The 12,725-nt window shown below is 72.9% G+C and carries 11 protein-coding genes; 6 read left to right on the top strand and 5 right to left on the bottom strand.

Annotated features, from left to right (window positions below):
* Window positions 1-78: 78 nt before the first annotated feature.
* Window positions 79-645 carry a TIGR03086 family metal-binding protein gene (locus tag D458_RS0111175; protein ID WP_017586836.1) on the top strand — a complete coding sequence of 189 codons (567 nt, stop codon included), beginning with the start codon at window positions 79-81 and terminating at the stop codon, window positions 643-645.
* A 90-nt stretch (window positions 646-735) separates the two neighbouring features.
* Here the strand turns inward: D458_RS0111175 and D458_RS0111170 are convergent, their stop codons facing one another.
* The gene (locus D458_RS0111170; protein ID WP_017586835.1) at window positions 736-2,136 is read right to left on the bottom strand and encodes an aminotransferase-like domain-containing protein; all 1,401 of its coding nucleotides are present in this window, start codon (window positions 2,134-2,136) and stop codon (window positions 736-738) included.
* Between the two features lie 37 nt (window positions 2,137-2,173).
* Here D458_RS0111170 and D458_RS0111165 point away from each other — a divergent pair, with 37 nt between their 5' ends.
* Entirely contained in the window at window positions 2,174-3,079 is a 906-nt protein-coding gene (locus tag D458_RS0111165) for a DMT family transporter (protein WP_017586834.1), read from the top strand.
* 30 nt (window positions 3,080-3,109) lie between these two features.
* Here D458_RS0111165 and styA read toward each other — a convergent pair whose 3' ends face one another.
* The 4 genes from styA to D458_RS0111145 form a co-directional block, all read right to left on the bottom strand.
* Entirely contained in the window at window positions 3,110-4,354 is a 1,245-nt protein-coding gene (gene styA / locus D458_RS0111160; protein ID WP_017586833.1) for a styrene monooxygenase subunit StyA, read from the bottom strand.
* Window positions 4,355-4,474: 120 nt separating this feature from the next.
* On the bottom strand, window positions 4,475-6,142 hold the full coding sequence (locus tag D458_RS33360) for a BCCT family transporter (RefSeq protein ID WP_017586832.1): 1,668 nt from the start codon (window positions 6,140-6,142) through the stop codon (window positions 4,475-4,477).
* A gap of 331 nt (window positions 6,143-6,473) precedes the next feature.
* Window positions 6,474-7,496, bottom strand: a complete 1,023-nt coding sequence (gene pdxA / locus D458_RS0111150) for a 4-hydroxythreonine-4-phosphate dehydrogenase PdxA (protein WP_017586831.1) — start codon at window positions 7,494-7,496, stop codon at window positions 6,474-6,476.
* 121 nt (window positions 7,497-7,617) lie between these two features.
* The gene (locus tag D458_RS0111145) at window positions 7,618-8,658 is read right to left on the bottom strand and encodes a LacI family DNA-binding transcriptional regulator (RefSeq protein WP_017586830.1); all 1,041 of its coding nucleotides are present in this window, start codon (window positions 8,656-8,658) and stop codon (window positions 7,618-7,620) included.
* 257 nt (window positions 8,659-8,915) lie between these two features.
* Between D458_RS0111145 and D458_RS0111140 the strand changes: the two genes are divergently transcribed.
* From D458_RS0111140 to D458_RS0111125, 4 genes are read left to right on the top strand one after another with little or no spacing between them, the layout of a single operon-like run.
* On the top strand, window positions 8,916-9,959 hold the full coding sequence (locus tag D458_RS0111140; RefSeq protein WP_017586829.1) for an extracellular solute-binding protein: 1,044 nt from the start codon (window positions 8,916-8,918) through the stop codon (window positions 9,957-9,959).
* Complete coding sequence (locus tag D458_RS0111135; protein ID WP_017586828.1) at window positions 9,959-10,825, top strand: ABC transporter permease; 867 nt, start codon at window positions 9,959-9,961, stop codon at window positions 10,823-10,825. Before D458_RS0111140 ends, D458_RS0111135 begins: the two co-directional genes overlap by 1 nt.
* Window positions 10,822-11,583 (top strand): ABC transporter permease, encoded by a 762-nt coding sequence (locus tag D458_RS0111130; RefSeq protein WP_017586827.1) that lies wholly within the window; start codon window positions 10,822-10,824, stop codon window positions 11,581-11,583. Before D458_RS0111135 ends, D458_RS0111130 begins: the two co-directional genes overlap by 4 nt.
* A complete protein-coding gene (locus D458_RS0111125) occupies window positions 11,580-12,674 on the top strand; it encodes an ABC transporter ATP-binding protein (protein WP_017586826.1) in 1,095 nt (364 codons plus the stop codon). Before D458_RS0111130 ends, D458_RS0111125 begins: the two co-directional genes overlap by 4 nt.
* The last annotated feature ends 51 nt before the right edge of the window (window positions 12,675-12,725 follow it).

Genomic DNA, 12,725 nt, shown 5'->3' with positions numbered 1-12,725 from the left:
TCTCGCACGCGCCGGTTTGGTCCCGGGGTGTCACCGGGTAGGCAGGCACGCAGTGACATCCGACTCCGGGGGAGAGCCATGACCGACCTGGTCGACCTGCACGGCACCGCGATGGCGGAGTTCGACCGCCGGGTCACCGAGGTGACCCTGACCGACTGGGCGCTGCCGACCCCGGACACCGACTGGGACGTGCACGACCTGGTCAACCACCTGACCACCGAGCAGCTGTGGGTCCCGCACCTGCTCGCCGGGGCGCGCATCGAGGACATCGGCGACAGGTTCGACGGCGACAACCTGGGCGAGGAACCCGCGGCCACCTGGACCATCGCCTCCCGCGAGGCCCGCACCGCCTGGCTCGCCCCCTCCGCCCTGGACCGGACCGTCCACCTGTCCTTCGGCGACGTCCCGGGCCGCGAGTACCTGTGGCAGATGACCTTCGACCTGGGCGTGCACGCCTGGGACCTGGCCCGGGCCATCGGAGCCGACGAGAGGATCGACGGGACCCTGGCGGAGGAGCTCCACGCCTGGGCCGAGGAGAACAAGGAGATGTTCACCGGCAGCGGCCTCTTCGCCGAACCCGTCCCGGTCGGAGAGGACGCGGACGCCCAGACCAAGCTCCTGGCCCTCACCGGCAGGAAGGCCTGATAGCCGGTCACCGCCGCCCCTGCCACCGCCGTTCCTCCCAGGTCTGCGGGGGCGCTTATTCGATCCCGCTCCGGACGTCTCCCGGAGAAGTTACTCCAGGGCCCGGCCGAGGACCCTCGCGCCCTCGGGGAAAGCCCCCGGGTCGGGGCCGGAGTAGTTGAGCCGCAGGTATGGGCCGGTGGGTTCGGCGGGGAACCACTCGCCGCCCGGAGCGACGAGGACCCCGTTCTCCTCGCACTCCCTGACCACCCGGGCCAGGTCGGTGGTGTCCGGAAGCCGCACCCACAGGTTGAGCCCGCCCCGGGGCAGTGCCTCCAGATAGGCGGCGGGAGCGTGCTCCCGGAGCGCGTCGGCGAGCAGGTCGCGGCGGGCCGCCAGCTGGTGGCGCAGCCCCCGCAGGTGGGTGCGCCAGGCGGGCTGGGTGACCACGTCCAGCGCCACCGCCTGCAGCATGCCGCTGACGTACATGGACTCGGACTGGAGATCGGAGAGGATGCGCTCGCGGGCGGGACCGCGGGCGACGATCCCGGCGATGCGCACCGCAGGGGACACGCTCTTGGTCAGCGAGCGCAGGTACACGACGTGCCCGCCGTCGTCCCGGGCGGCCAGGGGGGTCGGGTCGGCGTCGATCCCGAAGTCGTGCGCCCAGTCGTCCTCCACGAGGAACGCCCCGTGGCGTCGCACGGTCTCCAGCACCCGGTCGGCCAGTTCGGACGACCAGCGGGCACCGGTGGGATTGGCGAAATTCGGCTGTGCGTACAGGGCCCGCGCGCCGGTCCGCTCGAAGGCGCGGTCGAGTTCGTCCGGGTCCGGGCCGTGGACGCCGCTGGGCACCGGCACGAGCGCCACCCCGGCCTGCGCTGCGGCCCGGATGGCGCCCCAGTAGGTCGGCGACTCGATCAGGAGCGGCCGCCCCGCACCGACCAGGGAGCGGAAGGCACTGCTCAGCCCGCTCTGGCTGCCCGGCAGGACGATCGCGTCGCCGGGCGCCGGCGGCGCGACACCCACCGGGGCGTGGGAGCCGAGTTCGGCGGCGAACCAGGCCTGGAGTTCGGGCAGCCCCGCGGCCGGGGGCCTGCTGACGGCGGCGTCACCGCGTGCGGCACGGGTGAACGCGGCGCGCACCAGGCGTTCGGGGAGCAGCTCCCGGTCCGGGTAGCCGGAGTGCAGCGCGATCATGTCGTTGGGCGGGGTGCGCAGCGCCGTGTGCAGGCCCGAGATCCGGTTCCGGGGTGAGCCGAGCGCGGCGGTCTGCCACCCGTAGTCGTGGGGCCGGGCGACCCGGGCCGCGCGGACGAAGGTGCCCACGCCGGGACGGCTCTCCACCATCCCCTGCGCGGCCAGGGTGCGCAGTGCCTTCTGCACGGTCACCGGGCCGGCCCCGTGCTCGGCCACCAGCGCGCGGGTCGACGGCAGCTTCGCTCCGGGCGGCGCCGTCGAGATCCACGCGCGGAGCGCCTCGACGATCCTGGCACTGCTATCGTTGGACATGAATACTGATAGTAGCGCTACTCTCCAGAAGGCTCCAGTGCTATCCCCGCGGGCCGGGCTGTGGTGGGGCCTGCTCGGGGTCGCGGCGTTCTCCCTCACCGTCCCGATGACCCGCGTCGCGGTCGAGAGCGGCGCCATGTCGCCCCTGTTCGTCGGCTCCGCCCGAGCGGTCGTGGCCGCCCTGCTCGCCGCCGTTGCGCTGGCGGCCACCCGGCAGCGCCTGCCCCGGGGAAGCCAGTGGTTCCGCCTGGCCCTGGTCGCCGGGGGAGTGGTGATCGGGTTTCCGCTACTGACCTCGTTCGCGCTCACCACCGCCTCGGCCGGCCACAGCGCGGTCGTGATCGCCCTCCTGCCCGCGGCGACCGCGGTGACGGCGGTGCTGCGCACACGCGAGCGGCCTCCGGCGGTGTTCTGGACGATGGCGGCCGTCGGCGCGGTTGCAGCGGTGGGCTTCGCGAGCGTGCAGGGCGGCGGAACCGGCACCGGGTTGGTCTGGTCCGACCTGCTGCTGTTCGGCGCCGTCGTCGCGGCCGCGATCGGCTACGCGGAGGGCGGCCTGCTCGCCCGTGAACTCGGTGCCTGGCAGACGGTCTCCTGGGCGCTGGTGCTCTCCGCCCCGCTGATGATCGTGCTTGCCGGCGTCGGTGCGGCCCAACAGCCCCCGAGCGGAACCCCGGCCGAGTGGGGTGCGCTGGCCTACCTGGCCGTGGTGAGCATGTACCTCGGCTTCTTCGCCTGGTACCGGGGCCTCGCGATCGGTCCGATGGCCCGCGTCAGCCAGGTCCAGCTCACCCAACCGGTGATGACCATCGGCTGGGCCGCGCTCCTCCTCGGCGAACAGCTCACCTGGCCCACGGTCCTCGGCGGACTCGCCGTGATCCTGTGCGCCGCGGTCGCCGTCCGCGCCAGGCTCGGGCGGACGACGACCGTGCTGGTGAGGTAGACCCCCGGGCCCGCTCCGGCGACGCCCCGCCTAGCCGGCGCCGGCCCCGGAGTGCCGGGCCAGCCACGCGCCCGTCCGCTCCGGGGTGGCGAAGACGTCCCAGGCCCGCTCGGGGAAGTTGAAGTTGTCGGTGAACTCGTCGGTCAGCGATCCGCCCCGGCTCAGCGCGCCCAGGAACTCCTGGAACTCCGGGGCGGGCGCGGTCAGGTTCTCCATCATGAAGTTGCCCCACCGGCCGGCCGAGAGCACCCGGTCACCGCGCCGCCGGTCGACGTGTTCCACGAACCGTGCGTCGTACACCTCACGCGCCACGATCTCCTCGCCCAGGATCCACGCGGCGTAGGACGCCATGTTGGCGCCCTGGCCCAGGATCGGGTCCACGGTCGAGTGGGCGTCGCCGAGCGCGATCGCCACGGTGCCGTCGCCGAGGACGGTGTGGGTCCGGCGCACCACCGGGGTCACCCCGCCCTGGATGATGTCCTTCGGTCCGTTGGCCAAGCCGAACCCGCTCTCGTCGATGCGCTCGAAGCACCCCGGGTAGTGCTCGCGGTACAGGTCGAGCATGAGCCGGACGTAGGCCTCGGGGTCGTCCGAGTAAGGGGTGGCGGCCAGCGCCTCCAGCGGTGAGCCGAAGTGGTTCTCGATCACCATGGCGGTGGCCAGGCCGCCCTCGGTCCAGGTGGGGATCTCGATCATCTCGCCCGCGCCGGGGGAGATGTGGAAGGTCACCGCGCGGGTCGGCTGTTGGGCGATCCCCGTGAAGATCCCGGCGCACAGGGCCCGCCTCGGGGCGGTGAACGGGGACAGCTCGGGGTCGCGCTCGAACATCTCGGCGAAGGGCCCTCGACCGGTGCACACGACCAGCAGGTCGAAGCGGGCGGTCAGGGCGGGCAGGTCGTCGGGGGACAGCCGGCCGAACTCGAACTCCCCGCCACGCTCGGCGAAGTCCTCCATCAGCCGCGGCAGGTAGATCCGGTAGTCCACCGACCGGCTCGGGGCGTGCAGGTCGCCCTCGAAGCGCAGGGGATCGGGGCCGACCCGGTACTGGTGCTGGGTGTAGCCGTACTCCTCGACCGGCCAGTGGTCCACGTCCAGCGCTCGCTCGCGCTCGACGGTGACGGCGTGGTGGGCCACGGTGTTCAGGAGGCGCGACCCGCGCTGCTCCTCCGGTGTCCGGTCGGTGAAGATCGTGGCGTCGACCCCGTGTCGGCGCAGGTACAGGCCCAGATGGAGGCCCGCGGTCCCGGCCCCGATGATGCCGATCCTCTTACTCACGCTGCTCCTGTGGCTCGTGTGTTTGCGAGGGGTGAGCAAACGGGCCGTGCGGGCCTCGCTCTCTCGGAAGAAGCTGATGAGAGGAGGTACGCACGGCCCGTACACGCACAGGAGCAGATCCTAGGGTGCGGCGGTCTCCCGCTCCACCCCGGCGCCGATTTCGGTCTCCGCGCCGGTGTCCGCGTCGGAGCCGGATTCGGCCCCGGCCCCGGCCCCGGCCACGGCCACGGCCGCGGGGCCGGATCCGGGGCCGGGGACGATGCCCTGCTCCACCGCCATCTCCCTGACCAGGCGCGGCGCGCTCCACAGCGTGGGCAGCAGGATCAGGCCCACCGGCACTGCGGTCACCACGATGAAGGACTGGAGGGCCTCGACTCCGTTGTCGCCCACCGTCAGCAGCACGATGGCGGCGGCGCCCATGCCCACGCACCAGAACGCCCGCACCAGCCCGGACGGTTCGCCCGAGTGCATGCTGGACGACGAGATGGAGTACGACATCGTGTCGAGCGTGGACGCGAAGAAGATCAGTGTCACGAGGACGATGAGCATCGCCAACAGGCCGCTCGCCGGCAGGGCCTGGACGATCGCCAGAGCCGCCGCGGGCAGGCCGTCCTCGGCGTACGGTCCGGAGATCGCCCCGGGGTCGTTCTGCTCGAGCCACAGGCCGCTGCCGCCCAGGGCGGTGAACCACACGGCGGTCACGACGGCGGGCAGCACGGTGGCGCCCACGAAGATCTGCCGGACGGTGCGGCCCTTGGAGATGCGCGCGATGAAGATGGCCATGATCGGCCCGTAGCCGATGAACCAGCCGAAGAAGAAGACCGTCCAGTACCCGAGCCACTCCTCGTCGCCGCGGAACAGCGTCATCGGCACGAACTCACGCACGTGCACGGCACTGGCCTGCAGGAACAGGTCGACGACGTAGGGCAGGGAGGACAGGCCGACGACGCACAGGATCAGCGCGAGCGCGGCCCAGACGTTGATCCGGCTGAGCAGCTGGATGCCGCGGTTGACGCCGCTGAGCACCGAGACGGTCGCGATGACCGTCAGGCCCACGATGATCGCGACCTGGGTGCCGAAGCCGGAACCCATACCGAACATCTCGCCGCCGATGTAGGACATCTGGAGGCCGAGGAAACCGACCGGACCGACGGTTCCGGCGACCACCGCCACCACGCAGCTGATGTCGACGACGGCGCCGATCCAGTGCGTGCGGATCCGCTCACCCATGACCGGCCACAGCAGTGTGCGGGGCCGCAGGGGCATGCCCTTCTCCACACCGCGCATCATCACCAGCGTGGCCAGGGAACCGCCGATCGCCCAGGCCGGGAAACCCCAGTGGACGAAGGACTGCGCGAGGGCGACCGAGGCGCCCTCCATGCCGCCCGCGAGGTGCGCGTACTGCGGCGGCGCGTCGACGTAGTGGGCGATCGGCTCGGCGGCGGCCCAGAAGACACCGCCCGCGGCGAGCAGGGTGGTCAGGACCATGGCGACCCACCGGAACCACGTGAACGCGGGGGCGTCCGTGCCGCCCATGCGGACCCGCCCGTAGCGGGAGAAGGCCAGGACCGTGGCGATGACCACGGTGGCCAGGAGCAGGACCTGCCAGTAGGCGCCGAACCACCGTCCGGACCACGCGAACGCGGTGTCGACGGCGCCGCTGACCCATGCGGGGGCGATAAGGGCCGCCAGGACGAACGCGACCAGAAGGCCGCCGGAGACACCGACCACCCAGGGGTCGGGTCGGCGGCCGGTTTCGGGCACGCGTGTGCGCGGGGTGGAAGACATGTAGAAGAGGACTCTCCTCGATCGGGGATCTCCGACCGGGAATGGTTCGTCCGGTCGGTGTGCTGCGCGGCGCGCCGGGAGGCGGTTCGGAGTCAGAGACAGGGGACGGCCGTCGCTACGGCACCACGGTGGCGTCAGGGTGACGGGCGGCACGTCGAACACGCCCCGAAGCTCAGGGCGACCCGGACGAGTCTACGTGCGTTTCCCCAGGCGGAAGCGGGCGTGCGGAGTGGGAAGGGACACCCCGCAGGGCGATCTCACCCTCATTTCCCGTACCGGCTGCGGAACGGTCGCCCCCGGTGGGTTCCCGCCCCGCGCCCGCCGCCGCCGTTCAGCTCCCGTACTCGGCCCGGATGCGGTCCGCGAACCGGGACAGGTCCGCGCCGTGCAGGAACGCCGACCGCATCGTGCCCGGGTCGGCCACCCCCTGCCCCGCGATGTCGAAGGCCGTGCCGTGGTCGACGGAGGTGCGCAGGATCGGCAGCCCCACGGTCACCGAGACCGTGCCGTCGAAGTCGACCGTCTTGGCCGCGATGTGCCCCTGGTCGTGGTACTGCGACAGCACCCCGTCGAACCGCCCCTGCAGGAGCTGGTGGAAGACCGAGTCGGCGGGGACCGGACCGCTCACCCGGGCCCCCGCCGCGCGGGCGCGTTCCACGGCCGGGGTGATGTGTTCGATCTCCTCGTCACCGAAGGCGCCGTTCTCGCCGCCGTGCGGGTTGACCGCGGCCACCGCCAGGTGGGGGTCGTCGTGGCCGAACACCCGCAGCGCGGTCAGGGCCTCCTCGATGGCTGCGGTCTGCTGCTCCTGGCTGATCCGGTCCAGGGCCCGCCGCAGCGACAGGTGGCGGGTGCCGAAGAAGATGCTCTTGCCGCGCACCAGGAACATGGTGTTCTGCCGGGTCGTTCCGGTCAGCGCCCCGAGCATCTCGGTGTGGCCGAGGTGCTCGGACCCCGCCGCCCAGATGGCCTCCTTGTTGATGGGGCCGGTCACCACCCCGGCCACGGCGCCCGCCACGGCCGCTTCCGCGGCCACGGTGATCGCGCGGACCGCCGCGCGTCCGGCCCGCTCGTCCACCCGGCCCCAGGGCAGTTCCTCCTCACCCAGGACCCCGATGTCGAAGCAGTCGACCACGCCCTCCTCCTCCGGGGGCAGGTCGAAGGAGTCGACCGCGCGGATCCGTACGTCCAGGCCGCACACCGATACCGCCCGCCGCAACGCGACGGGGTCGGCCACCACCACACCCCGCGCGGGTGCGCTCGTGCCGAGTCCGGCGAGGGTGCGGACGGTGATCTCCGGGCCGATGCCGACCGGATCGCCGACGGTGACGGCCAGTGTCGGGCGTTCGCTCATCGGATGCCACTCTCCTTCGTCGGGGCCGACTGTCCTGCCACCCGCGTACGTACCCGCTCGAAGCGCTCGCGTGCGCTCCGGCGGAGCTGTTCGAGGCGGGAGGACAGCCACCGCTCGGCCCTCACCCGCCGAGCACCGCCACCGAGCCCCGGTCCACCAACGCCACCGGCAGCTGGACCGTCTCCGTGGCGGGCTCCAGCAGCAGCCGCATGACCTGGTCTCCCAGCCGTTCCCGGTCCAGGCCCACGGTGGTCAGGCCGGGGTCCAGCAGAGCCGAGGTGGGCAGGTCGTCGTGCCCGACCACGCTCACGTCCCGCCCGATCCGCAGCCCCAGGGAGCGGGCCGCGTCGTAGACGGCGGTACCCAGGTAGTCGGAGTTGACCACGAACGCCTCGTGCCCTCCGCCGTTTCGCGCCCGGTCACCGGATCCGCCGCCGATCCTTTCCGCGGCCATCCGCGCCACGCTGTCGTGGTCCAGCGGGCAGCGCACCACGGTCCCCGCCATGCCCCACTCCGCGCAGCGGCGGACGAACTCCTCCTCGCGGCCCCAGTCCGCGGCCAGGCCCTCCGGCGCCATCACCAGGGACGCCCCCCGGTGCCCGCGCTCGCGCAGGTGCCCCAGCGCCAGCGTGACCGCGGCCCCGTCGTCCGGACCCACCGTGGACACGCGCCCCCCGGCCCCGGACAGGGAGGGGTCCGGGGTGCAGTTGAACGCCACCACGGGAACGCCCGGGTGCCGGGGCAGCCACTCGGTGAGCGGGCCCGCGCGCCCGATCGGGGTGATGGCGATGCCGCCGACCCCCTCGGCAGCGAGCCGGCGCAGGGCGGCGGCCTCCCGCTCGATGTCGTAGTCGGAGCTGAGGATGAGCAGGAAGGCGCCCTCGCGGTGCGCCCGTACCTCCATGCCGCGCAACACGTCCAGGAAGAAGGGATTGCGCATGTTGCGGATGACCACCCCGTAGGCGGACCGCTGGCCGGTGCGCAGCTGCCGCGCACGGCTGTCGACCTGGTAGTCGAGGTCGGTGGCGGCCCGGCGGATCCTGTCGACCGTGGCGGGGGCGACCCGGCCGCGGCCGTTCAGGGCGAGGCTGGCCTGGGCGACCGAGACCCCGGCCCGGGCCGCGACGTCGCGCAGGGTCACGCGTTTGCGGGGTCCGGACATGTGCCGTCCTTCCAAGGGGGAGCGCCGCTCGGGGCGGTGCGCGGGGCAGGGGTCCAGCATCCCGCGCCGGGGCGCCGATCGGTGGTGCCGGTGGGGCCCGCGTGAGCGGGTTGGTCGAGGGTTCCCGGGGAGTTGGCTCTCCGGACACCGATCACAATAGTGCAGGTCACTCCTATGGCAAATCGTTTCATCACGAAGTACCCTCGTCCCACCCCCTGGCCCCTGAACGGGCCTTCGCACCATCCATCGGAGCCCTCATGTTCCACCGACGTACGGCGCTCACCGGCGCCGTCGTGTCCCTCACCGCCCTGGCCCTGAGCTCCTGCGGCAACGTCGAGCCGCCCGAGGGGGCCGCCTCGGGCGACGGCGGCATCGTCATCACCTACAACTCGCCCACCGAGTGGGGCAACTACGGGGCGGTCCTGAGCGCCTTCACCGAGGAGACCGGGATCGAGGCCCCCAACGATCCCAAGAACTCCGGCCAGGCCCTGGCCGCCCTCCAGGCGGAGAAGGGTTCCCCGGTCGCCGACGTCGCCTACACCGGCATCGCCTTCGCCGAACAGCTCGTGGAGGCCGACGTGCTCCAGGAGTACGTGCCCGAGGGCGCCGACCAGGTCCCCGACGACCTCCGCGACCCCGACGGCGCCTGGACCAGCGTCCACACCGGGACGATCGCCTTCATCGTCAACGGGGACCACCTCGACGGCGCGCCCGTCCCCCAGAGCTGGGACGACCTGCTGGACCCCGCCTACGAGGGCAAGGTCGGCTACCTCGACCCCACCCAGGCCGCCGTCGGCTACTCCGCGGCCACCGCCGTCAACCTCGCACTCGGCGGGGACTTCGACGACTGGGGCCCGGGCCTGGACTACCTCAACGGGCTCAAGGACAACGGGGCCTCCACCGCGGCCCAGACCGCCACCGCCAAGGTCGCCCAGGGCGAGATCCCCATCCTCATCGACACCGACTTCAACGGCTACAAGCTCCGCGACGAGGGCGCCGACGTCTCCGTCGTCATCCCCGAGGAGGGCTCGCTCCAGATCCCGTACATCGTCGGCCTGGTCAACGGCGCCCCCAACGAGGACAACGGCAGGGAGCTCCTGGACTTCTACTTCTCCGAGCAGGGCCAGGGCCTCTTCGCCGCCGGGTACATGCGCCCGGTCATCGGCGAGATGCCCGCCGACCTCGCCGAGAAGGTGCTGCCGCCCGAGGACTACGAGCGCGCGGAGACCATCGACTACGTCGAGCAGGGCCTGCGCCAGCAGGAGTTCGTCGAGCTCTACCAGGACGAGGTCGGCTTCTAGTGCCCCTCCCCCTCCGCGCACCCGCCCGGGGGCGCGGCGCGGCGGCACCGGCCTGGCTCGCCGCGCTCCCGGCCCTGATCGTCATCGGCCTGTTCAGCGCCTACCCCGTCGCGGTGATGGTCGCCAACTCCCTCGGACTGGGACAGCCCCCGGCCGACGGCGGCCCCACCCTGGAGCACTACGTCCGGGCGTTCGGCTCCGCGACCGTCCGCGACGCGCTCGTGAACTCCCTGCTCATCGCCGGGGGAGCGGTCCTGTTCACCCTCGTGGTCGCCGTGCCCGTCGTCCTGCGCCAGGCCGACGACGACCGCGCGGGCCGCGGCGGTGCCGCCGCCGACGCCCTGCTCACGCTGCCCATCGCACTGCCCGGCATCATCATCGGGTTCTTCGCGATCGTCCTCACCGGCCGGACCGGGCTGCTGGGGCTGGCCTGGGACGGCTTCTCCGGGCTGGCCTACACCTTCCCCGGCCTGCTCATCGCCTACGTCTACTTCTGTCTGCCGCGCGTGCTCGGTCCGCTGCGCGGCGCGGCCGCGACGCTGGACCCCGCCCTGACCGAGAGCGCCCGCACCCTGGGCGCGTCCCGGCCGCGCGTGTTCTGCACCGTCACCCTGCCCCTGCTGCTGCCCGCCGCCATCGAGGCCGGCGGAACCGCGTTCGCGGTGGCCCTGGGCGGGTACGGCACGGTCGCCACCCTGTCCGAGGGGGTGCGGCTCCTGCCGCTCAACGTCGCCAACGAACTCACCACCGGCTACCGGCTCGCCGCCTCCTCCACCCTCGCGGTGGTCCTCGCGGCGATGGCCGTCCTGGCGCTGGTCCTGGGCCGGGTCCTGGCCCGCCTCGTGCGAAGGGCGGTGGCCTCATGAGCCGCATCGCCACCTGGTCGACCTGCGTTTTCGTGGCCGTCCCGATCCTGGCCACGCTGGTGGCCGCCACCAGTGTCGACTTCTCCCAGGGGCCCTGGGGCCGCGGCCCCACCCTGGACTGGTTCGCCTACGCCTGGCCGCCGCTGGCCCCGGTCATCGGCCGCAGCCTGGCCGTGGCGACCCTGGTGGTCGTGCTCAACCTCCTCATCGGCGGGCCGCTGGCCTGGTGGGTGGCCCGCCACCCCTCACCGCTGACCCGGATCACCGGTTACCTGGTGAACGTGCCCCTGGCCGTGCCCGGCATCGCGCTGAGCGTCGCGCTCGTGGGCACCTACCCGATGCTGCGCCCCAGCGGCCTGCTACTGGTCCTGGGCCACCTCGTCTTCACCCTGCCGTTCACCCTGGCCGCCCTGGTGCCCGCCCTCGCCGACGACGAACTGCGCACCAACGAGAGCGTCGCGCGCAGCCTCGGCGCCGATGGCGCCCGGGTCCTGCGCACCATCACGGTCCCGGCCTGCCTGGTCGCCGTCACCCAGGCGGTCACCATGGTCTTCGCCCTGTCCTTCGGCGAGTTCAACATCAGTTTCTTCATCAACCCGCCGGCCACTCCCACCGCGCCTTTCGCCCTGTTCGACTCCTACTCCACCCAGCGCCTCGAACTCGCCTCGGCGCAGTCGATGATCTTCATCGCCTTCGTCGCGCCGGTGCTGACCGCCATCGCCTGGGCCCGGCGCCGGGCCCCGAGGAGGACCCCGTGAGCACCCACGCCACCGCCACCGGCCACCCGCCCGCCGCCGCACGCGCGGGCGGACTGACCGTGGACGGCCTGACCGTCCACTACGGCTCCACCGCCGCCGTGGAGGACCTGGCCCTGGACGTGGCCCCGGCCGAGACCGTCGCCGTCATCGGCCCCTCCGGCTGCGGCAAGAGCACCACGCTGCGCGCCGTCGCCGGACTCGTCCCCGTCTCCGAGGGGGAGGTGACCCTGGCCGGACGCGACGTCACCGGCCTGGGCCCGGCCCGCCGCAACATCGGCCTGGTCCCGCAGAACTACGCGGTCTTCCCGCACATGAACGTGGCCGCCAACATCGCCTACGGCCTGCGCGCCCGGGGCGCGGCGGCGGACCGCCGTGAGGAACGGGTCCGGGAGATGCTGGAGCTCACGCGGCTCACGGAGCTGGCCGAGCGCCGCCCCGACCAGCTCTCCGGCGGTCAGCGCCAACGGGTCGCCCTGGCCCGGGCCCTGGCGATCCAGCCCGACGCCCTGCTGCTGGACGAACCCCTGGCCGCGCTGGACCCGCAGCTGCGCGGCGGCCTGCGCCGGGAACTGGCCGCGATGCTGGCCGCCACCGAGTGCGCCACGCTCATCGTCACCCACGACCAGCGGGAGGCGCTGGCCCTGGGATCGCGGATCGCCCTGCTGCGCGAGGGGCGACTGGTCCAGTTCGACACCCCGCAACGGCTCTGGGACGACCCGGCGGACGCGTTCGTCGCGGACTTCCTGGCCGGCTCGGTGCTGCTGGACGCCGAACGCGACCACGGGCACGTCGTCGCCCTGAACGGCCGCTGGCGGATCCCGGTCCGGGACCTGGCCGTCCGGACCACCGGACACGGAACCACCCGGCTGCTGCTGCGCCACGACAGCCTCACCGTCACCGACGACTCCGACGAGTCGGCGCTGGTCGCGGAGGTGACGCACTCGGAGTTCACCGGCGACGCCGTCCACCTCACGGTCCGAGCGGGAGGGCAGGTCCTGGGCGTCCGGGTGCCACCGGACGCGCGCATCGGCCGTTCGGTCTCCCTGGCCGCGGTCCCGGGCCGGGCCACCCTGCTCACCCCCGAGACCTGACCGGGTCTCACCCCACCACCTCGCCCCGTGCCCCGGGCGACAGCCACGAGA

Source organism: Nocardiopsis ganjiahuensis DSM 45031 (genome assembly GCF_000341085.1).
GTDB lineage: Bacteria > Actinomycetota > Actinomycetes > Streptosporangiales > Streptosporangiaceae > Nocardiopsis > Nocardiopsis ganjiahuensis.
Note: the sequence above shows the minus strand (reverse complement) of the source record. Positions and strands in the feature narration are given on the sequence as shown.

Coding starts and splice junctions, on each gene's coding strand:
- D458_RS0111175 (WP_017586836.1), top strand. CDS start 79: ATGACCGACCTGGTCGACCTGCACGGCACCGCGATGGCGGAGTTCGAC.
- D458_RS0111170 (WP_017586835.1), bottom strand. CDS start 2,136: ATGTCCAACGATAGCAGTGCCAGGATCGTCGAGGCGCTCCGCGCGTGG.
- D458_RS33360 (WP_017586832.1), bottom strand. CDS start 6,142: ATGTCTTCCACCCCGCGCACACGCGTGCCCGAAACCGGCCGCCGACCC.
- pdxA (WP_017586831.1), bottom strand. CDS start 7,496: ATGAGCGAACGCCCGACACTGGCCGTCACCGTCGGCGATCCGGTCGGC.
- D458_RS0111145 (WP_017586830.1), bottom strand. CDS start 8,658: ATGTCCGGACCCCGCAAACGCGTGACCCTGCGCGACGTCGCGGCCCGG.
- D458_RS0111140 (WP_017586829.1), top strand. CDS start 8,916: ATGTTCCACCGACGTACGGCGCTCACCGGCGCCGTCGTGTCCCTCACC.
- D458_RS0111130 (WP_017586827.1), top strand. CDS start 10,822: ATGAGCCGCATCGCCACCTGGTCGACCTGCGTTTTCGTGGCCGTCCCG.